The organism is Kitasatospora sp. NPDC048239, assembly GCF_043202015.1.
Taxonomy (GTDB): Bacteria; Actinomycetota; Actinomycetes; order Streptomycetales; family Streptomycetaceae; genus Kitasatospora.
This window is the reverse complement of record NZ_JBICZP010000013.1, coordinates 137837-157200: the sequence shown is the minus strand read 5'-3', so window position 1 is coordinate 157200 and position 19364 is coordinate 137837. Positions and strand designations below refer to the sequence as shown.

25 protein-coding genes are annotated in these 19364 nt (G+C 71.8%); 9 read left to right on the top strand and 16 right to left on the bottom strand.

Annotated elements, in window-relative coordinates; genetic code table 11:
* Window positions 1-66 precede the first annotated feature (66 nt).
* Together ACGFZP_RS29540 and ACGFZP_RS29535 are read right to left on the bottom strand one after the other, a co-directional pair.
* Window positions 67-1200: a low temperature requirement protein A gene (locus tag ACGFZP_RS29540; RefSeq protein WP_392938910.1), complete on the bottom strand. Its 1134-nt coding sequence runs from the start codon at window positions 1198-1200 to the stop codon at window positions 67-69.
* A gap of 252 nt (window positions 1201-1452) precedes the next feature.
* On the bottom strand, window positions 1453-2232 hold the full coding sequence (locus tag ACGFZP_RS29535) for an HAD-IIA family hydrolase (RefSeq protein ID WP_387946425.1): 780 nt from the start codon (window positions 2230-2232) through the stop codon (window positions 1453-1455).
* Between the two features lie 305 nt (window positions 2233-2537).
* Between ACGFZP_RS29535 and ACGFZP_RS29530 the strand changes: the two genes are divergently transcribed.
* Window positions 2538-3674 (top strand): Gfo/Idh/MocA family oxidoreductase, encoded by a 1137-nt coding sequence (locus ACGFZP_RS29530; RefSeq protein ID WP_392938908.1) that lies wholly within the window; start codon window positions 2538-2540, stop codon window positions 3672-3674.
* A 184-nt stretch (window positions 3675-3858) separates the two neighbouring features.
* Here ACGFZP_RS29530 and ACGFZP_RS29525 read toward each other — a convergent pair whose 3' ends face one another.
* On the bottom strand, window positions 3859-4299 hold the full coding sequence (locus tag ACGFZP_RS29525; RefSeq protein ID WP_392938907.1) for a nuclear transport factor 2 family protein: 441 nt from the start codon (window positions 4297-4299) through the stop codon (window positions 3859-3861).
* A 121-nt stretch (window positions 4300-4420) separates the two neighbouring features.
* Here ACGFZP_RS29525 and ACGFZP_RS29520 point away from each other — a divergent pair, with 121 nt between their 5' ends.
* The gene (locus tag ACGFZP_RS29520) at window positions 4421-4993 is read left to right on the top strand and encodes a TetR/AcrR family transcriptional regulator (RefSeq protein WP_392938906.1); all 573 of its coding nucleotides are present in this window, start codon (window positions 4421-4423) and stop codon (window positions 4991-4993) included.
* Window positions 4994-5062: 69 nt separating this feature from the next.
* Here the strand turns inward: ACGFZP_RS29520 and ACGFZP_RS29515 are convergent, their stop codons facing one another.
* Together ACGFZP_RS29515 and ACGFZP_RS29510 are read right to left on the bottom strand one after the other, a co-directional pair.
* Window positions 5063-5485, bottom strand: coding sequence for a type II toxin-antitoxin system VapC family toxin (locus ACGFZP_RS29515; RefSeq protein WP_392938904.1), 423 nt, complete (start codon window positions 5483-5485; stop codon window positions 5063-5065).
* Complete coding sequence (locus ACGFZP_RS29510) at window positions 5478-5762, bottom strand: type II toxin-antitoxin system Phd/YefM family antitoxin (RefSeq protein WP_392938902.1); 285 nt, start codon at window positions 5760-5762, stop codon at window positions 5478-5480. Before ACGFZP_RS29510 ends, ACGFZP_RS29515 begins: the two co-directional genes overlap by 8 nt.
* A 121-nt stretch (window positions 5763-5883) precedes the next feature.
* On the opposite strand from ACGFZP_RS29510, the gene ACGFZP_RS29505 reads away from it, so the two are divergent.
* The 5 genes from ACGFZP_RS29505 to ACGFZP_RS29485 all read left to right on the top strand — a co-directional run bounded on the left by ACGFZP_RS29505 (window position 5884) and on the right by ACGFZP_RS29485 (window position 9501).
* Window positions 5884-6303 carry a WXG100 family type VII secretion target gene (locus tag ACGFZP_RS29505; RefSeq protein ID WP_392938901.1) on the top strand — a complete coding sequence of 140 codons (420 nt, stop codon included), beginning with the start codon at window positions 5884-5886 and terminating at the stop codon, window positions 6301-6303.
* A gap of 4 nt (window positions 6304-6307) precedes the next feature.
* Window positions 6308-7771, top strand: a complete 1464-nt coding sequence (locus tag ACGFZP_RS29500; RefSeq protein ID WP_392938899.1) for a hypothetical protein — start codon at window positions 6308-6310, stop codon at window positions 7769-7771.
* The gene (locus ACGFZP_RS29495; protein WP_392938898.1) at window positions 7768-8298 is read left to right on the top strand and encodes a hypothetical protein; all 531 of its coding nucleotides are present in this window, start codon (window positions 7768-7770) and stop codon (window positions 8296-8298) included. The genes ACGFZP_RS29500 and ACGFZP_RS29495 overlap by 4 nt, the downstream gene beginning before the upstream one ends.
* 106 nt (window positions 8299-8404) lie before the next feature.
* Complete coding sequence (locus ACGFZP_RS29490) at window positions 8405-8698, top strand: DUF6412 domain-containing protein (RefSeq protein ID WP_392938897.1); 294 nt, start codon at window positions 8405-8407, stop codon at window positions 8696-8698.
* 77 nt (window positions 8699-8775) lie between these two features.
* On the top strand, window positions 8776-9501 hold the full coding sequence (locus ACGFZP_RS29485) for a YidC/Oxa1 family membrane protein insertase (RefSeq protein ID WP_392938895.1): 726 nt from the start codon (window positions 8776-8778) through the stop codon (window positions 9499-9501).
* 113 nt (window positions 9502-9614) lie between these two features.
* On the opposite strand, the gene ACGFZP_RS29480 is transcribed toward ACGFZP_RS29485, so the two are convergent.
* The 4 genes from ACGFZP_RS29480 to ACGFZP_RS29465 are packed head-to-tail and all read right to left on the bottom strand — an operon-like array spanning window position 9615 to window position 10598.
* Entirely contained in the window at window positions 9615-9740 is a 126-nt protein-coding gene (locus ACGFZP_RS29480; protein ID WP_392938893.1) for a hypothetical protein, read from the bottom strand.
* Window positions 9725-9994, bottom strand: coding sequence for a hypothetical protein (locus ACGFZP_RS29475; RefSeq protein ID WP_392938892.1), 270 nt, complete (start codon window positions 9992-9994; stop codon window positions 9725-9727). Before ACGFZP_RS29475 ends, ACGFZP_RS29480 begins: the two co-directional genes overlap by 16 nt.
* Window positions 9991-10239 (bottom strand): hypothetical protein, encoded by a 249-nt coding sequence (locus ACGFZP_RS29470; RefSeq protein WP_392938890.1) that lies wholly within the window; start codon window positions 10237-10239, stop codon window positions 9991-9993. The genes ACGFZP_RS29475 and ACGFZP_RS29470 overlap by 4 nt, the downstream gene beginning before the upstream one ends.
* A complete protein-coding gene (locus ACGFZP_RS29465; protein WP_392938888.1) occupies window positions 10236-10598 on the bottom strand; it encodes an ATP-binding protein in 363 nt (120 codons plus the stop codon). Before ACGFZP_RS29465 ends, ACGFZP_RS29470 begins: the two co-directional genes overlap by 4 nt.
* Before the next feature lie 263 nt (window positions 10599-10861).
* On the opposite strand from ACGFZP_RS29465, the gene ACGFZP_RS29460 reads away from it, so the two are divergent.
* Together ACGFZP_RS29460 and ACGFZP_RS29455 are read left to right on the top strand one after the other, a co-directional pair.
* Entirely contained in the window at window positions 10862-11719 is an 858-nt protein-coding gene (locus ACGFZP_RS29460) for a DUF5753 domain-containing protein (RefSeq protein ID WP_392938887.1), read from the top strand.
* 4 nt (window positions 11720-11723) lie between these two features.
* Window positions 11724-11909 carry a DUF397 domain-containing protein gene (locus ACGFZP_RS29455; protein WP_392938885.1) on the top strand — a complete coding sequence of 62 codons (186 nt, stop codon included), beginning with the start codon at window positions 11724-11726 and terminating at the stop codon, window positions 11907-11909.
* 63 nt (window positions 11910-11972) lie between these two features.
* Here the strand turns inward: ACGFZP_RS29455 and ACGFZP_RS29450 are convergent, their stop codons facing one another.
* The 7 genes from ACGFZP_RS29450 to ACGFZP_RS29420 all read right to left on the bottom strand — a co-directional run bounded on the left by ACGFZP_RS29450 (window position 11973) and on the right by ACGFZP_RS29420 (window position 19364).
* A complete protein-coding gene (locus ACGFZP_RS29450) occupies window positions 11973-12749 on the bottom strand; it encodes an ABC transporter permease (RefSeq protein WP_392938883.1) in 777 nt (258 codons plus the stop codon).
* Window positions 12746-13696, bottom strand: a complete 951-nt coding sequence (locus ACGFZP_RS29445; RefSeq protein ID WP_392938881.1) for an ATP-binding cassette domain-containing protein — start codon at window positions 13694-13696, stop codon at window positions 12746-12748. The genes ACGFZP_RS29450 and ACGFZP_RS29445 overlap by 4 nt, the downstream gene beginning before the upstream one ends.
* 38 nt (window positions 13697-13734) lie before the next feature.
* Window positions 13735-14571 (bottom strand): DUF4097 domain-containing protein, encoded by an 837-nt coding sequence (locus ACGFZP_RS29440; RefSeq protein ID WP_392938879.1) that lies wholly within the window; start codon window positions 14569-14571, stop codon window positions 13735-13737.
* 101 nt (window positions 14572-14672) lie between these two features.
* Window positions 14673-15206, bottom strand: a complete 534-nt coding sequence (locus ACGFZP_RS29435; RefSeq protein WP_392938877.1) for a hypothetical protein — start codon at window positions 15204-15206, stop codon at window positions 14673-14675.
* A gap of 239 nt (window positions 15207-15445) precedes the next feature.
* A complete protein-coding gene (locus tag ACGFZP_RS29430; protein WP_392939022.1) occupies window positions 15446-16492 on the bottom strand; it encodes an adenosine deaminase in 1047 nt (348 codons plus the stop codon).
* 89 nt (window positions 16493-16581) lie between these two features.
* Window positions 16582-17877, bottom strand: coding sequence for a DUF445 domain-containing protein (locus tag ACGFZP_RS29425; protein ID WP_392938875.1), 1296 nt, complete (start codon window positions 17875-17877; stop codon window positions 16582-16584).
* A gap of 191 nt (window positions 17878-18068) precedes the next feature.
* On the bottom strand, window positions 18069-19364 hold the full coding sequence (locus ACGFZP_RS29420; protein ID WP_392939020.1) for a nucleotide sugar dehydrogenase: 1296 nt from the start codon (window positions 19362-19364) through the stop codon (window positions 18069-18071).

Below are 19364 nucleotides of genomic sequence, written 5' to 3'. Positions count from 1 at the left end.
ACGCACCGCCCCGACCTCCGGCGCACCGCGGCCCATGCCCCGTACGCCCTCTTTTCACCCCGAACGCTACACAGCCCCACTGACAGCAGCCGCCTCGGCGACACCGGCCGTCCGGGACGCCCGCTCCACCCGGACGTGCTCGACCACGTTCAGCACCACCAGCAGGACCGCCAGCGCCACCAGCGCGACGATCGCCGGCAGGTGCACCATCACCGGCACCAGCGCCAGCACCACCGCAGCGGCGACGACCCGGGTGGTCGACACCGCGCGGAACATCATCCACCGGGTGTAGCCGAAGGTCAGCAGGTACAGCCCGCAGCCCCCGTACAACAGCCCGACCGGGCCCGCGCCGAGCGCCTCCCGGGGGTCGTCCACCGTCTCCCCGAAGCCCACCGCGACCGCGATCACCCCGGCCACCAGCGCCAGGTGCCCGTACTGGAACACCCGGCGGATCACGTCCCGGCGGGAGTCCGCGACGGTGACGGCATGGCGCATGGCGTCCGCCGCGTAGACGAAGTACTGCCACCAGAGCCCGCCGGAGATGGTGAACGCCGCCGCCACGGCGACGAGTTCGACCGCGTCCAGACGGGCCGAGGCGGCGGTGGCGCCGATCCCGACGATCGACTCGCCGAGCGCCACCAGCAGGAACAGCGCGAACCGCTCCGGCATGTGCGCCGGGTGGTAGGCGACCTTGGCCAGCCGGTTGCGGAACAGCACCGGCGCCGACAGGTCGCAGAGCGCGGCAATCGCCCAGAGCACCGTCCTCGGCCCCTCCGGCAGCAGCCCGCCCGCGAACAGCAGCGGCCCGCTGACCAGCACGCCCATCCCGTACGGGCCGCGCCAGACCCCCGGGATGCGGATCAGCAGCACCAGCAGCACGATCCGGGCCGCCCAGTACGCGGCGCCGAGCAGCACCCCCCGGCCGCCGTACGCGCCGGGTACGGCCAGCGCCATGAACAGGCCTGCCAGGCCGACGGCGAGGATGCCGATGCGGTCCCGCGCGGTGTCCACGTCCCGGATGTTGGCCTGCACCGTGGTGCCGACCCAGCACCAGTACACCGGCACGAACACCACCAGTGCCTGGGCCACGCCCGCCCAGTCGTAGTGGTGGTGCAGCAGGCCGGAGACCTGCGTGATCGCGAAGACGAAGACCAGGTCGAAGTAGAGCTCGGCCCAGGTGACCCGCTTCTCCTCCTGCACGGCCTGCCCCGCGCCCGCTGCCGCCGGGCCGCCATCGCCCGGGCCATCGCCCGGAACCTTCCCCGGGCCGTCCCCCGGGTTCCTCCCCCGGCGCTCCCCCGGGCCCTCCACCGTCGGAGTACTCATCTCATCCGCCCCCTCTGCGATGAGTGCGGCCCGCCCCGATGGGCGCGGCCGACCGTCGTGCGCGCAGCACACGGGCCCCGCCCCGGCCGTCGGCCAGGGGCGGAGCCCGGAACAGCTGTGCGAAGGCTAGACCAGGTCGACCAGGTCCGCGATCGAGTTGACCACCCGGGTCGGCCGGTACGGGAACCGCTCCACGTCGGCGGCCGCGGTGAGGCCGGTGAGGACCAGGATGGTCTCCATACCGGCCTCCATGCCCGCCACGATGTCGGTGTCCATCCGGTCGCCGATCATCACGGCGGTCTCCGAGTGGGCGCCGGCGGTGTTCAGCGCCTCACGCATCATCAGCGGGTTGGGCTTGCCGACGAAGTACGGCTCGACGCCCGTCGCCTTGGTGATCAGCGCCGCGACCGAACCGGTGGCCGGCAGCACGCCCTCGGTGGAGGGGCCGGTCTCGTCGGGGTTGGTGCAGATGAACCTGGCGCCCTGGTTGATCAGGCGGATCGCCTTGGTGAGCGCCTCGAAGCTGTAGGTGCGGGTCTCACCGAGGACCACGTAGTCCGGGTTGTTGTCCGTCAGCACGTACCCGGCCTGGTACAGCGCGGTCGTCAGGCCGGCCTCGCCGATCACGTAGGCGGTGCCGCCGGGGCGCTGGCCCTTGAGGAACTTCGCGGTGGCGAGGGCGGAGGTCCAGATGCACTCCTCCGGCACCTCCAGGCCCATGCCGGCCAGCCGGGCGCTGAGGTCGCGGGGGGTGTAGATCGAGTTGTTGGTCAGCACCAGGAACGGCTTGCCGGACTCCCGCAGCCGGCGCAGGAACTCCTCCGCGCCGGGGATCGGCGTGCCCTCGTGGATGAGGACGCCGTCCATGTCGGTCAGCCAGGACTCGATGGGCTTGCGGTCTGCCACGTGCGTGTCTCCCGAAGTATTGCGATGTCTTGCGATGGTCGTACGAAACTGCGGCGCACCGCCGTCACCGCTGCGCCTCCCACCGGCCGGCCCCTCCTCGGGACACCGGACCGCCGGGGGTACCACTGGCTGCCCCAACGGGCACAGCCTAATCCGCACACCTGGCCGACGGCAGTACGTCCCGCCCACCGGAAACCACCGCGCCCGGGCACCGGGAACGCGGACCTGGCGGACCACCGCAGCGGTCCCGTCCCGGAACACATCGAAACCAGGGCCAATCGGGCACCGCATGATTGAGTAGGCGCATGAGCCCCTCGACGCGCCCCCCGCTCCGCCCGTCCAGCGCCTCCAGCCCCTCCGATCCCGCCAGCCCGTCAGACCCGTCCGGCCCCTTCCGCGTCGGGCTGATCGGCTACGGGCTGGCCGGCTCCGCCTTCCACGCCCCGCTGATCGCCACCACCCCGGGGCTCCGGCTGGACGCGGTGGTCACCGCCAACCCCGACCGCCGCGCCCAGCTCCGGCGGGAGCACCCCGGCGCCCGCGCCGTCGACACCCCCGAGCAGCTGCTCGCCGAGGCGGACACCCTCGACCTGGTCGTCATCGCCTCCCCCAACCGCACCCACGTCCCGCTCGCCCGGGCCGCGCTGGCCGCCGGGCTGGCCACCGTCGTCGACAAGCCGCTGGCCGCCACCGCCGCCGCGGCGCTCGACCTGTGCCGGTTCGCCGAGTCGCAGGGCACGCTGCTCTCCGTCTTCCAGAACCGCCGCTGGGACGGCGACTTCCTGACCGTCCAGCGGCTGGTCCGCGAGGGAGCGCTCGGCCGGGTGCACCGCTTCGAGTCCCGCTTCGAGCGGTTCCGGCCCAAGCCCAAGGCGGGCTGGCGCGAGCTGGCCGACCCGGCCGAGGTCGGCGGGACCCTCTACGACCTGGGCAGCCACCTGGTGGACCAGGCGCTGACCCTGTTCGGACCGGTCGACACGGTGTACGCCGAGATCGACGTCCGCCGGGACGGCGCGGTGGTCGACGACGACGCCTTCCTCGCCCTCACCCACGCCTCCGGCGTCCGCTCCCACCTGTGGACCAGCGCCATCACCCCGCTCGTCGGCCCCCGGCTGCGGGTGCTCGGCGACGCCGCCGGGTACGTCAAGTCCGGTATGGACCCGCAGGAGGGCGACCTCCGGGCCGGCCACCGCCCCGGCGGCGCCCACCCGTGGGGCGCCGACCAGCCCGCGCACTACGGCACGCTCGGCACCGACGAGTCCGCCGTCCCCGTCCCCACCGACCCGGGCGACTACCCCGCCTACTACGCGGGCATCGCCGCCGCCCTGGCCGCTCCGGGCACCCCGCCCCCGGTCGACCCGCGGGAGGCCGCCGCCACCCTCGCCGTCCTGGAGGCCGCCCGCGCCTCGGCGGCCACGGGGACGGCCGTCCGGCTCGACTGACGCCTGTTTGCAAAGTTCCGTCAACTCTGACGGAACTTTGCAAACACCGCCCAGCGGCTCCGGCGGGACTTTGCAAAGCCCGTTCCGCCGGACCCGCGGAACTTTGCAAACACCGCTGCAAGCCCGCCCGCCCCTCCCGCCGGCCGGCCGGCCACGCCTCCGGTGAACGGGCCGCGGGCCGGTGCTACCTGCCGTCCAGCGCCGCCACCAGCTGTGGCAGGCCGCCGCCGGCCACGGCGAGGGCCAGGTGGTCGTGGTAGTCCCGACTGCTGACGATCAGGCCGTCGCGGACCCGCAGCACCTGGATGTTGGCGGCCTCGAAGTCCTGCCCGGTCACCCGGTGGTGCACCTGGTAGGTCCACTCGGCGACGATCACCTCCGGGTCGCCGGTCTCCCGGATCACCACGTCCGTCGCGGTCAGCTCCATGGGCATATGAGCGGCGACCTCCGCGAACCGCGCCGCGAGCACGGCCCGCCCCTCGAACCGGCGCGGCCCGACCGGCTCGAACACGGTCTCCACCACGGCGTCCTCGGCGTAGAGCTCGGCCAACTCGGAGAAGCGCCCCGCAGTGATGCCGTCGAGCAGTTTTCGGAAGACCTCGCGCGGTGACAGCGTCTCGGACATGATCAACCCCCAGCCGGACCGGCCGCTAGAATCGGACTAGCGACTCAGGTTTTCAACGATACGGACTGGCGACTCCGATTGTCCAGTGCGGCTCTGCCATCGGCAGGGAAGGGTGGGAGGGATGAGCGGCGCCCAGGAACGCCCCCTGCGGGCGGACGCGGCCCGTAACCGGGCCAGGCTGCTGGACGTCGCCACGGAGGTGTTCACCACCCGCGGCGTCGGCGTGCCGACCGAGGAGATCGCCCGGGCCGCCGGGGTCGGGGTCGGCACGCTCTTCCGGCACTTCCCGACCAAGGAGGCGCTGCTGGAGGCGGTGATGGTGCGCAGGCTGGAGGCGATCGCCGCCCGGACCGCGCGGCTGGCCGCCGAGTCCGAGCCCGCCGAGGCCTTCTTCGACTGCTTCCGGCTGGTGATCGACCAGTCCGCGGGAAAGAACGAGTTCGCCCAGGCGCTCGCCGCGGCGGGAGTGGACGCGCACGCGGCCCTGCAGGAGTCCAGCGCGGTGATCCGGGCACAACTGGCCGAGCTACTGGCGGGGGCCCAACAGGCCGGGGCGGTCCGCTCGGAGCTGGGCCTGCCGGAGCTGATCGCCCTGCTGGTCGGCACCACCACGGCGATGGAGCAGCTCGGAGCCGACCCGGCCGCCCGGCAGCGGATCTTCGAGGTGGTCTTCGACGGGCTGCGCCCGCGCTGAACCGGCGCTGCGCCGGCGTTGTACCAGCGCTGTGCCAGCGAAGGCGCCCGCCGCCCACGGGCCCGGCCGTCAGATCCCGATGACCTCGACGGCCGCGCCCAGCCCGCGGAAGTCCGCCACGTTGCGCGTGTACAGCGGCAGCCCGTGGGCGGAGGCGACGGCCGCGATCATCAGGTCGATCCGGCGCGGGCGCGGCTGGCGCCCGGCGGCGATGGTCAGGGTGACCAGCGTGCCGTACCGGGAGGCGGCGGCCGCGTCGAACGGCAGCGGGTCGAAGTCCGCCATCGCCGCCCCGAGCACCTCCAGCCGCGCCGCCCGGCTGACCGGGTCCCGCGCCATCGAGACGCCCTGCTGCAGCTCGGCGAAGGTGATCGCGGTCAGCTCGGGCACGGCCGGCAGGTCGGCCGGGCTGAGCAGCGCCAGGTCGATGTAGACGCAGGTGTCCAGCACCCCGGCCGGCCGCCGCCGGGGCGCCCGCCGGCGCTCAGCCACGCCGCCGCTCGAACGGGTCGTCGCCCTCGTCCCCCACCAGCTCCTCGGGCCCGAAGTACTCCTCGGCCTCCTTGCGCATCTGCTGGTAGTCGACCCGCGGCAGCTTCACGTGCCGGGCCACCAGCTCCTCCGCACTCAACCGCCGCCGACCTGCGACCGGCCGCAGCTCCGCGACCTCGACCCCGTTCCTGGTGATGTGGAAGGTCTCCCCCGCCTCCACGGCGTCCATCACCGCGGCGGAGTTGTTCCGGAACTCCCGCTGGGTAATCGTCTTCATCCCTCCAAGGTAGCCCCGCGTAGCCCCCGTGGCTACGGCACGCGCATCGGCAATCGCCCAACGCCGGGAAGGACCGTGCGTTAACGTCCGACCATCGACTCGGTACAGGAGGGGGCTCTGGATGGCCGACACCGGCGAGGCACGGCAAAACCCCTGGCTCTACGGGCAGAACAGCCCGCCGCGGGCCTCACCGTTAGCCCGACCCGACACGTCGGGCCCGTGGTCCGGCGGCGGAACCGGCGCGGGGCACGTCCACATCGAACCCGCCGTACTGACCTACGCCGCGGGAGTCGCCCGCCGTCTACAGGGCGAGCTCCACACCACCGTGAGCCACGCCGAGCCGGACACGGCGGCGGCGGCCCGCACCCTCGGCGACGGCTGGAGTTCCGGGTCGGCGCTCACCCAGCTGCTCACGGCCTGGAAGGCCCGGTGGACGAGCATCGAGCACCGGCTCGGCATGACGGCCGACCGCCTTGAGGCCACGGCGTCGAACTACCGGGCCACCGACCACTCCGCCGCCGCCCAGTTCAGGGCGCCGTGAGCCGATGGTGACCTTCGCCCAACTCCGGCATGTCGTACTTGAGCCTCTCGATCGGGCCGGCGACACCTGGAACGGGGTCTCCGGCCACACCGAGCAGATCGCGGCAGAAGTCCGCTCCGCCATCCTGCGTCCGCTGACCGGAAGCGACCCTTCCTCCCTCGCCGCGCCAGGGCCTCGCTCCTGGACAGGACCGGCCGCAGACGAGGCGGGGCGCGAGATCGGTCTCCTCGCCGACGAACTCAGCGTCTTCCACTACGAGGCCCTCGCGATCACCGCCGCTCTACGACGGGCCAGATCCGCCTTCGCCGAAGCCCAGCGGAACCTCCTCCGGGCGATCGGAGATATCGAAGCCCTCGGAGCGACAGTGGCCGAGGACGGCGGTGTCACCCTTCTTCCCCTCCCACCGGAGGAGCGCAACGACACGGACGCGATCGCGCACCAACAACGGAAATGGGACGAGGTCCAGCACCACGTCGAGGACATCCGCAAGGCTGTGGCGGCAGCCACCGAAGCGGACATGACGGCGGCGTCCGCCTTGCGTGCGATCAACCCGGACGAGGTCGACCCGGCGACCCGTGGCGACGCCGTACAGAACGCCAAGGCCGATCTGACCAGCGCAGCGGGCATTCCCAAGAACCGCGAGGACGTACCGGGCTGGTGGGCGTCGCTGGATCCGGTGGTGCGCGCCGGGCTGCTCACCACCAATCCCGGAGAACTCGCCGACGCGGGGATCATGGGGCCGACCCAGTACCAGTGGACCGCACCCGATACCGGCACAGGCCCTTTCGGGGTGCGCGAGCCCGGGGCGGACGACCGGATGAGCCAGCTGACCGCCTACGGGCTGGTCAGCGCCGGCTCCTTCGTGGGCTACCCGGATGCCGGACGGCACATGCTGCACTACCTGGACGGTAGCGGCGAACCCATCAACGTCGATGTGGACCGGATGCTCCGCGACGACAACAACTTTCGCGACCAGGTGGAGCTGCAGCTTGCCGCCAACGACGCCCAGTGGCGCCAGGCCGCTCTGGCCGCCTACGAGAAGTCCGGCGGGGCGGCGGTCGCCATCCCGGTGGAAGCGCCGAACGCGCATCGCACATTCGACAGTGAGGCACAACGGAACTGGTACCTGGCCGTGGGAAGCCACGCCTACGTCTCCTCCGGCGTGGTGACCGCGAAACCGGGGCCCGACGGCAAGGTCCAGATCTCCATGCAGTACCAGGTCAACGTCTGGGATCGTTACAACTGGGATCCGACGAAGGGGACCCCGATTGCCGGGACCACCGTCAAGGACAGCGACCTGGCGAAGTTGCACCAGACCGGACTGGCTCAGGAGTTCGACATCAGGGGCGCGAGCACCACGATGACTCGCAACCTGGGCGACGGTGCCCCTTTTCGTCCAGCCGGTACAGGTGAGCGGAACAGCGACCGCGAGGGCGGGAGTACCGACCCGAACAGGGAGACCAGATGAAGTCGGCGCGCACCCGTAGGCGCCTGGTGGTCTGGTCGGCCGTGCTCGCGCTGGTGGGCGCTCTGGCGCTGGTAGGTGGCGTCTACTGGCTGGACAGGCAGGACCGGCACCCCGCGCCGGACAGCGGGCGGCCGGGGTCGTGGGTGACCGACGCCACCTCGGCTCGGGTCGCCGACTTCGCGCACCTACGGATCCCGGCGTCGGCGGTCGATGTCCGCTGGGGCTACCAGATCGGTTTTCAGGGTGACTACGCCGTCCTCTCCTTTCGCCTGCCGGAGGGCGATACGGCCGGTTTCGTCCAAGACACCGGGGTCGCCAGATGGGATACGGCGTGGCCACCCGACGGAACCGCCTTGAAGGCGTTCCAACACATCGGAGCCGCCGATCCGACGACACTGCCGATGATCCGGCGAGGCAGTCTCGTCCCCGAGTCACCCGGCCATGACGCGACCGGGGTGGTCTTCTGGATCGCATCCGGACCTGGTGGCACCGACCAGGTCTGGGTCGAGGCCGTCGACTCGTACTAGCGTCCGCAAACCCCCGTAGGACGTACCATCGTCCTCAGTGTTCGACGCGTGAAGTGTCGAAGTGCCCGGATGCCCGGTGACCGGAGAAGTGAGGAGGGCGGGACGCGTGAGTGTGATCGCGATGCTGCTCGGACTGCTCCGGGTGCTGAGTGGGGAGCTGCTGACCGAGGGTGGGACGCTCACCTCGGTCGCGGCCACGGCGGCCGTGGTGCTGCTGGCCGGGGCGGTGGCGGGGACCCTGGCCGGTGCGCGGCTGTTGGGCGCACGGGCGCCGGCCTCGGTACGGGCCGGGGTGCTGCGGCGCCGGGCCCTGCACACGGCCTTCCTTCCGCAGCGCGATCCGGACGCCCGGGGCAAACGACGCCCCAGGGCACCCGGTGCGGCCCCGGCGGCCGCGTAACCCCCCGAGCTCCACCGTTCGCGGCCGTCCTCCGTCTCGTACTCGAATTCCTGAGACCCCGGAGGGCTCGCTTCACCATGTCCGTCTTCTCGCTGCTCGACCCGGCCGTCGGCCTGGCCCACGATGTCGTCTCCGCCCTCGCGCAGGTCCTGCCGACCGCGCTCGCGATCGTCCTGTTCACCGTCTGCGTCCGACTCGCCCTGCACCCGCTGGCCCGGGCGGCGGCGCGCGGTGAGAAGGCCCGCGCCCGGCTGGCGCCGCACATCGCGGAGCTGAACCGCAAGCACAAGGGCAAGCCGGAGAAGCTCCAGGCGGCGCTCGCCGAGCTGTACAAGAAGGAGAAGGCCTCGCCGTTCGCGGGCTGCCTCCCGATGCTGGTGCAGATCCCGTTCTTCTCGGTGATGTACCGCCTGTTCACCACCCCGAACGACCTGCTCGGCCACACCGTGTTCGGGGTCCCGCTCGGTCTGCACGTCGGCGGCGCGCACGGCGCCGGACAGCTGGTGGTGTTCGGCCTCCTGTACGCGGCCCTGGCCGCCGTCGGCTACGTCGGATTCCGCCGGGCCCGCAAGGCGGCCGCGGCCCAGGCCGCCACCCAGGCCGCGCTGCCGGCCGGTAGGCAGGCCACCCCGCAGCCGGGTATGGGCCTGCTGCCGTACCTGTCCTTCGGCACGGTGCTGTTCGCCGCGCTGGTGCCGCTGGCCGCCGGGATCTACCTGGTGACCACCACCACCTGGTCGGCGGCCGAGCGTGCCTGGCTCCACCGCGGCACCGCGCCGGTGCCGCAGGTGGCGCTGATCTGACCCCCGGCACCGCGCGGTCGGCGCGGCCGCACGGCGACCACCCCAAGACTGCACAGGAAGTCGGCCTGCCCGACTTCCTGTGCAGCGCCCCCGAGGCACCGGGCCTGGTTCGGTCAGTCGCGTATGCCGACGGAGTCGGCGCCGGGGGTGGCGGTGCGGTGGCGGAGGGCCTCCGTCCGGTCCTGGCAGAGGGCGCCGAGGAGGGCGGCCAGGATGTTGAGGATCAGCAGTCCGAGCACGGCGGCCTCGGCGCGGTGAGGAGCGGCCGACCACAGCGCCAGCCGAGCTGCCAGGCCAGCCCGTGCATGAGGTCCTCGCCCTGCTCGCGGGTGAGGCGGAAGACGAGCTGCTCGTCCGGATCCGCGCCGACGGGCTCGTCCACGGCCAGGCGGACCTGCACGGCGCAGTCCGGAGAGGGCTCGACACCCAGGTAGGGGACAGTGGTGGTGCCCGCGTGGACGGCCGCCGCCACCAGGTGGATCACGTTGCTCACGAGGAACCCTTCGCCTGCTTGTAGTGCCGCAGGAGGGCGAGGAGGTTGATGACGGTGCTGGTCGGACCGTTGCCGAAGGAGACCAGCACCCGGCCGTCGACGATGCTGTGGGTGGTGACGGAGGGCAGCAGGATGCCGAACTCCTTGCCGAGGGATCGCAGTTCGGTGATCATCTCGGCCACCTGGCGCTCGGTGAGCAGGCGGATCCCGGGGTCGGCCGGCTCGACCGGCTGGAGGGCGCTCACGCGGCGCAGTCCAGCTCGAACCAGACATTCTTGCCCCGCTTCTGCGGCTCGGCGCCCCAGCGGTGGGTGAGGCCCTCGATCAGCTGGAGGCCCCGCCCGGACTCGGCGAGTTCGGCGGCCCGGCGCTGCTCGGGGAGGTCGGAACTCTCGTCGGAGACGGAGACCCGGAGCGTGCCCCCGAGGATGACGACCAGGACCACCGGGGAGGCCGTCCGGCCGTGCCGCCAGGCGTTGACGATCAGCTCGGCGAGGGCGAGTTCGGCGCCGAAGATGGCGTCGGAGTCCCACCCGGTGCGGGCCATGGCGTCATGCAGAGCCTGCCGGGCGAGGGTGAGGGAAGGGGCGTTGAGGTTACACACGGGGAATCTCCCTGCGGTGTAGAGGGGGCACACCTGGAGGTCTGTCGCCGTGAGCAAGCCCGCAGCGGGGTTGGAGGCGCCGCATACGAGTGCTCTTCGGTGCCCGGGCAGCTGGTACCAACTGCCCTGATTCTGGACGTTATTGACGGCCAGTCCGGTGAGCGGTGCATCACAGACTGTAGGGCATCGAGCAGTACATGTACTAGATTCTTGAGTACATGTACTGCTTAAGAGTGGCTGGACTCGCAACACCGTCGCAGTAGATGCTTGGGCGCATGCCACCTACTCCAAGCGCACGACGGCAGCGGGTCGGCATCGAGCTCCGAAAGATGCGCGATGCCGCCGGCACCACCACTGCGGAGGCCGCCACCGTCCTCGGCGTGGACCGCAACAAGATCACGCTCATCGAGCAGGCTCTCTACTCTGTGACTCCCGAGCGAGTGATCGCCCTTGCGCGCAAATATGGAGAGAACGACACCGATTACGTCAGCGCTCTCGCGTCGACGGCGGGTGACAAGGCCAAGGGGTGGTGGGAGGAGTACCGAGGTGTAGTACCACTCGGATTCCTGGACATCTGCGAGGTTGAGTTTCATGCCCGGGGCATGCACTCGTATCAGATCTGCCATCCTCCCGGCCCCATGCAGACCGAGGAATACAGCCGGGCTATCTTCCAGGATGCCCAGGTGCCGCTCACGCCACGTGTGGTGGAGACACGGGTCGAGCATCGTATGCGGCGTGCCGCGACCTTGATGACGGAGGGCGCTCAGCCGTACACGGCAATCGTGCACGAAGCCGCCCTCCACATGCGCTTCGGCGGCCGCCACCCCGCACGGCGACAGTTGGAGCAACTGCTTGAGCTCTCCCAGCTTCCGCATGTGACGCTGCGCGTAGTGAGCTTCGAAGCTAACGGCTTCAAGGGATCAGGGCAGGCGGTCAGCTACATGAACGGCCTCGTGCCACGCCTTGATACGGTCCTGTACGACTCGGTAGAAGGCCCGGTCTTCCTTCACGCGGCAGAACACCTGGACAAGTATCGCGCGATCATGGAGCAGATGACTGAGCGGTCACTCTCGGTCGAGAGCTCACGCGATCTGATCGCGAAGATCAAGAAGGAGATGTAGGGAGATGGAGAGCCTGCCCTGGATACGCCCTGCTGCATGCGCGAACGCAAGCAACTGCCCCGAGGTGGCCATCACCCCCGACACCGTCTACCTCCGCAGCAGCCTCCAGCCTGACGCCATCGCCCAACTGACCACCGACGAATGGCGCGACCTCCTCTCCGGCATCCGCAACGGTGAGTTCGACGTCTGACCGGCAACACGCGAAGGGCCCTCCGCCTCATCGGCGGAGGGCCCTTCGATCTTCTCCAGTCGCTCACTTCGCCGGGCGGTGGAAGACCCTCTTCGCCCAGACGTAGCCGACCAGCGTCAGCGCCACGCACCAGCCCAGTGCGCTCACGGCGCTACTGCCGATCGGCGTCCCCATCAGCAGACCCCGCAGCGTCTCGATGATCGGCGTGAAGGGCTGGTACTCGGCGAACCACCGCAGTGCCGTCGGCATCGAGTCCGGCGGGACGATCGCGCTCCCGATGAACGGCATGAACTGCAGCGGCATCGGGATGTTGCTCGCGCTCTCCACCGTCTTCGCCACCAGTCCGATGCCCGCCGACAGCCACGTCAGCGCCAGCGTCACGAACACCAGCAGCCCCGCGGCCGCGAGCCACTCCACCGGGCTCGCATTCGGACGGAAGCCCATCGCGAACGCCGCCGCGACCACCAGCACCAGCCCGATCATCGTCTGTATCAGGCTGCCGACCACATGCCCCGTCAGGAACGCCGACCTCGATATGGCCATCGTCCGGAAGCGGTTGACGATCCCCTCCGTCACATCCATGCACACCCCGATCGCCGTCACCAGCGCCCCCGATGTGGCCGCCATCAGCACGATCCCCGGCGTGACGTAGTCGATGTACTCCCCGCCCCCGATCCCCACCCCCAACGCGTCGCCGTACGCGTAGTTGAACAGCAGCAGCATCATGACCGGCATCATCACGACCGCGAAGGTCAACGACGGATACCGCAGCGCGTGTTTGAGGTTCCTGCGCAGCATCGTCAGCGAGTCGCCGACGGCATGGCTCGTCGCGATGCTCATTGCCTGCCGCCCTCCTGGGTCAGGGTGAGGAACACGTCGTCCAGGTCGGCCGTCTCCACCGTGAGCGACTCCGCCCGGACGCCCGCGTTGTCGAAGACGTCCAGGACGGCCTTCACCGTCACGACCGAGTTGTCCCCCGGGATGTCCAGGGTCAGCGCCTCCCGGTCGGGCGCCGCGTAGTCGAACAGCGCGGCCGCCTCGTCGAGCCTCCCCTGATCGGCGAAGCGGACCCGGATCCGGCCGCCCGGGACGAGCCGCTTCAGCTCCTCCGCCGTGCCCTCGGCGACGATCCGGCCGCCGTCCAGGACGGCTATCCGGTCCGCGAGTTCGTCCGCCTCGTCCAGGTACTGCGTGGTCAGGAAGACCGTCACGCCCTGGTCCGCCACCAGCCCGCGGATGATCTCCCACATCGTCCGCCGGCTGCGCGGGTCCAGCCCGGTGGTCGGCTCGTCCAGGAAGATGACCCGCGGCTCCCCCATCAGCGTCATCGCCAGGTCGAGCTTGCGCCGCATCCCTCCCGAGAAGGTCACGACCGGCTTCCTGGCCGCCTCCGTCAGGTCGAACCGCCGCAGCAACCCCTCCGCCCGCCTCCGCCCCTCCCGACGGCGGAGGTGGTTGAGGTCCGACATCAGGAGCAGGTTCTCCTCGGCGGTGAGCAGGTTGTCCACCGCCGAGAACTGGCCGGTGACGCCGATCGCGGCGCGTACGCCGTCGACCTCCCGGACCAGGTCGTGTCCGGCCACCCGCATCACCCCGGCGTCCGCCGGGATCAGGGTGGACAGGATCTGCACGGCGGTCGTCTTTCCCGCGCCGTTCGGGCCGAGCAGGGCGAAGACCGTGCCCTCCGGGATGTCCAGGTCGACGCCGTCGAGCACCGTCTTGTCCCCGTAGGACTTCCGCAGCCCGGAGACGGAGATCGCCGAGGCGGCGGTGAGTGTGGTGGTCATGAGTGGTCCCCCTTCACGCGGTGCAGGGTGGCGGCGGCTCAGGCACGCCGGATGGTGATGTCGCCGACGGAGGTGCGGGCCCGCACCGACACGGACTCCTCCTCGGCGCCGGGCGCCTCGCTCGGGCCGATCGAGTTGCGCACACTGCCGACCTTGGTGTGCACGTCGAGCCAGGCGGCGGTGGACTCCCGGATGCCGACCTCGATGTCGCCGGCGGAGGTCAGGAGGGTGACCCTGCCCCGCGCCACCTCACGGATCCGGATGGCGCCGTTGGCCGTCTGCGCCTCGATCCCGGCGTGGGCGACACCGATGGTGATCCGGCCGTTGGAGGCGGTGGCCGTCAGCGCCCCGTGGATCTCGCCGATCGACGTCTCGCCGTTGGTGTTCTTGACGGTCGCCTCGCCGCCGACCCGGGCGACCTCGACGTGGCCCGACCCGGTCACCTCGGCGTCGCCCGTCACCGAATCCAGCTGGATGTCCCCGTGGTCGGTCTTGAGGCGGGCGGACGCCGCCTCGGCGACCCTGATGTCCCCGAGGGAGGTCTTCAGCCGGACCTCGCCGAGCGGCCCCTTGCAGGTGAAGCCCGCCAGCTGCGAGGTGCCCAGGAGTTCCGAGCCGGCCGGGAGCTCGACGGTGACGTCGATGGACCCCGGGCGGCCGAACAGCGTGCGCCGCTTGGGGCCCTTGACCAGCAGTCGGCCGCCCTCGTACGTCACGGTGGTCTGCTGGGCGACCCGGACGTCGGCCTCCTCGGTAGCGACGGTCGGGATCACCTCCACCACGGTGTCGAGGCGCTTGCCCGCGGTGATCCGGGCCGTCCCCATCTCGAACTCAAGGGTCGCGGTGATCGGCTCGGGGGTGTCGAAAGTAGGCATGGCTGTCCCGTCCTCCTGGCTCGGTGTGCGTTTGCTCTGCGTTCCCGCCGGTCAGCGGGGTGAAGATGACGTGCTCGGGTGATGCCTCAGCCGGAGCGGCCCTAACGGACCCAGCCCGTGTAGCCCTGGCCCGTCCCGCGCCGGGCCCGGCCGCCGGGCCGCGTAGGCTCGCCCGGCTCCAGGGCGGTGGCGACGGCCCGGACCAGCCAGGCGTTGACCGAGAGGCCCTCCTGCCCGGCGGCGTCCTCGACCCTGGTCTTCAGATGGGCGGGGAGCCGGAAGTTGATCCGCGCGGTGCCGCTGTCGTCGGCCTCGCCCGACAGCGGTGGCGCCACCGATGGCGCCATGGATGACGCCATCGGCTCCCTCTCCTCCTCGAACGGCTCCGAGAGGGGCGGCGGCGTCACCACGAACTCGGGATCCAGCCCGCGCAGCCGCACATCGACCGAGCCGGGCGCCAACTCCCGGGTGACCTCGCCCATGGCGGCGGACAGGGCGTTGAGCAGGGTGAGCCGGACGGCCGACTCCAGCGGGCTGGTGAGCCGCTCGGCCAGGGCGCGGGCTTCGTCTCCGCCCGCGCCCGCGGCCACCGCGAGCTCGTGCCGGAGGTTGTCGACGTACGGCGTGAGGTCCATGCCGCAAGGATGGCACACCCATGGCGCCATGTGAAGCCATTATGGCGCCATCACTCGAAAGAGTGGCGCCACGGCTCACCGCGGCACGCCAAGGCGCACCCCTGCGCACCACCCCGGCACCCCGGCACCCCGGCCTCCCGGAGACGCACGACCGCCCCGCCGGAGAGCCCGGCGGGGCGGTCGATACTGCAGCAGACGGGGCCATCAGCCCAGCGGTGGACCGGGCCCCCGCAGGCGCGTCAGCCCCGGTCCCACCCGGCCAGGTAGGCGTCGATCTCGCCGACGATCCGGGCCTTGCCGCCCGCGTCCAGGAAGGACGCCTCGACGGCGTTGCGGGCGAGTGCGGCGACGCCCGCCTCGTCCAGGTCCAGCAGCCGGGCCGCCACCGCGTACTCGGTGTTCAGGTCGGTGCCGAACATCGGCGGGTCGTCGCTGTTGACGGTGACCAGCAGGCCGGCGTCCACCATCTGCCGGATCGGGTGGTCCTCGATCCGCTCCACCGCCCGGGTGGCGATGTTGGAGGTCGGGCAGACCTCCAGCGGGATGCGGTGCTCGCCGAGGTAGTCCATCAGCGCCGGGTCCTTGACCGCCTGGGTGCCGTGGCCGATGCGCTCGGCGCCGAGCAGCCGCAGCGCGTCCCAGACCGTCTCCGGGCCGGTGGTCTCGCCCGCGTGCGGGACGCTGTGCAGGCCGGCGGCCCGGGCGCGGTCGAAGTACGGCTTGAACTGCGGGCGCGGCACGCCGATCTCCGGCCCGCCGAGGCCGAAGCTGACCAGGCCCTCGGGGGCGAGGTCGACGGCCAGCCGCGCGGTCTCCTCGGCGGAGGCCAGGCCGGCCTCGCCGGGGATGTCGAAGCACCAGCGCAGGACGACGCCGAGCTCCTTCTCCGCGCGGATCCGGGCGTCCTCGATCGCCTCCATGAAGGCGACGTCCGGGATGCCCCGGCGGACCGAGGAGTACGGGGTGATGGTCAGCTCGGCGTAGCGGATGTTCTGCCGCGCCATGTCCTCGGCGACGCCGTAGGTCAGCGAGCGGACGTCCTCGGCGTCGCGGATCAGGTCGACGACGCTGAGGTAGACCTCGATGAAGTGGGCGAAGTCGGTGAAGGTGAAGTACTCGGCGAGGGCCGCCGGGTCGACCGGCACCTTGGACTGGCCGCGGTGGCGGGCGGCCAGTTCGGCGACCACCCGGGGCGAGGCCGATCCGACGTGGTGGACGTGCAGCTCTGCTTTGGGCATGCCGGCGATGAACGCCTCGATGCCACGGTTCCCTGCGGGGTTTCCGATCCGACTTCCGTCCGGCTGGACCACGGTGGTGCCCTTCTTCCTCTACGCGCGTATCGGTGGTGCTCGCAAGAATAGGCACACCCGGGGGCTCACCCCCCGAGCGCGACCGCCACGGTGTGGATCAGCAGTCCGGCCAGGGCGCCGACCACGGTGCCGTTGATCCGGATGAACTGCAGGTCGCGGCCCACGTTGGCCTCGATCTTGCGGGAGGCGTCGTCGGCGTCCCAGCCCGCCACGGTGTCGGAGATCAGCGAGGTGATCTCCGCCCGGTAGGTGTCCACCAGGTACTGGGCGGCGTCCTGGAGCCAGCCGTCCACCTTGGCCTGGAGCTTCGGGTCCGTCGCCAGGCGCTCGCCGAAGCTGCGCACGCCCTCGCGGATGCGCCGGCGCAGTTCGCTGTCCTCGTCCTCGGCCGCGTTCAGCACCAGGGTGCGGACGGCGGCCCAGGTGGAGGCGATCAGGTCCTGGACCTCGGAGCGGGCCAGCAGCTCGGCCTTGGCCCGCTCGACCCGGGCGATGGTCTCCGGATCGGTCTGCAGCTCGGTGGCGAAGTCGGCGAGGAAGTTGTCGACCGCACCGCGCGCGGCGTGGTCCGGATCGTCCCGGATGTCGGTGACGAACCGCATCAGCTCCTTGTAGACCCGCTCGCCGACCTGGTGGTCGAGGAACTTCGGCGTCCAGCCCGGGGTCTTCTGGGTGACCCGCTGGACGACCTCCTCGTGGTTCTCGGCCAGCCAGTCGTGCGCCCGGACGGCGATCAGGTCGACCACGCCGTGGTGCCCGCCGTCGGCGACCACCTTGCCGAGCATCCGGCCCATCGGCTCGGCCACCGAGGTGGCGGCGGCCCGCCGGGTGACCGCCTCGCCGACGACCGCCTGCACGTCCTCGTCGCGCAGCACGGCCAGCACACCGCGCAGCGCCGCCGAGGCCTCCTTGGTGACCCGCTCGGCGCTGCCGGGGGCGGCGAGCCACTCCCCCAGCCGCCGGGCGATGCCCAGGGCGGCGAGTCGGCCGCGCACCACGTGCCCGGCGAGGAAGTTGTCGCCGACGAAGTCGCCGAGCGACTTGCCGAAGGCGTCCTTCTTGGTGGGGATGATCGCGGTGTGCGGGATCGGCAGGCCGAACGGGCGGCGGAACAGCGCGGTCACGGCGAACCAGTCGGCGAGCGCGCCGACCATGCCGGCCTCGGCGGCGGCCGCCAGGTAGCCCGCCCAGGACCCGGCGCCGGCCGCCTTCGCCCAGGTGGCCAGGACGAAGACCAGGGTCGCGAAGGCCAGCAGGCCGGTCGCGATGGTCTTCATCCGGCGGACGCCGTGTCGCTTCTCCTCGTCGGCCGCGGTGAACCGGACCCCGGGGCCGGTCCCGCTGAAGGATTCGTCACTCACCCCGCCAGTCTGCCCGCTGCCCGGCGCGAGCGGACGGCCTCACCCCGTTTGACGCCCCCGCGCGCCGTGACGGCGGCTCACACGCCCCCTCCCGCTCCGCCCGCCGGGCCTGCCCGACCGAAACAGAACCGAACCGGCGGGCCCGACCGAACAGAACCGAACGGCCGGCCCCACCGACCCGGACCAGCCCGTCAGGTACCGCCCAGGACGATCCGGCGCACCCCCGGCTCCGCCCAGCGGGCCGGATCGGTGCAGCGGCGCCCGTCCAGCAGCACCCGCACACCCGGCAGGTCGGCGGGCGCCAGATCGCGGTACTCCGGGTGGTCGGCCTGGAGCACCGCCGCCACCAGCGGCTCGCCGCCGTACGCGGGCAGCCCGAGGGCCGCCAGCTCGTCCGCGCGGTAGAGCGGATCGGCGACATGGGGGCGCGCACCGGCCGCCCGCAACGCCTCGACCAGCGGGAACACCCCGGAGTAGGCCGTCTCCTTCACCCCGCCCCGGTACGAGGCGCCGAGCACCAGGACGCCCTGCCCCGCCAGGCCGCCGTCCAGCGCCCCCTCCAGCACCCCGACCGCGTAGGCCGGCATCTCCAGGTTCGCCTCGCGCGCCGCCCGCACCACCGTCGCCGAGGGGTCGTTCCACAGGTACAGCCGCGGGTAGACCGGGATGCAGTGGCCGCCGACGGCGATCCCCGGCCGGTGCAGATGGCTGAACGGCTGCGAGTTGCAGGCGTCCGCGACGGCCGCGAAGTCCACCCCGACCCGGTCCGCGTAGCGGGCGAACTGGTTGGCGAGGGCGATGTTGACGTCCCGGTAGGTGGTCTCGGCGAGCTTGGCGAACTCGGCGGCCTCCGCCGACTCCAGCTCCCAGACGCCGTTGGGCCGCTCCAGGTCGGGGCGCGGGTCGAAGTCCAGCACCTCGCGGTAGAACTCGGCGCCGCGCCGGGTGGCCGCCTGGTCGATGCCGCCGACCAGCTTGGGGTAGCGCCGCAGGTCGGCGAAGACCCGGCCGGTGCGGACCCGCTCCGGGCTGAAGACCAGGGCGAAGTCCCGGCCGGGGACGAGCCCGGAGCCGGCCGCCAGCCGCGGCGCCCAGCGGCCCCTGGTCACCCCGACCGGCAGGGTGGTCTCGTAGCTGACCAGGGCGCCCCGGCGCAGCCCGGCGGCCACCGCGTCGGTGGCGGCGTCCAGCAGCGCGAAGTCGGGGGCGCCCTCGGCGGTGGTGATCAGCGGGACGACCAGGACGACGGCCTGCGCGCCCGCCACCGCGGCGGTGGTGTCGGTGGTGGCGCACAGCCGCCGCTCGGCCACCACCCGCTTCAGCGCCTCGTCCAGGCCCGCCTCCCGGGGGAACGGCGGCCGGCCCAGGTTGACGCAGGCCACCACCTCGGGCGAGATGTCCGCGCCGGTCACCCGGTGCCCCTTGGCGGCGAACTGGACGGCCAGCGGCAGCCCGAGCTTGCCGAGGCCGACCACGCAGATGTCCAA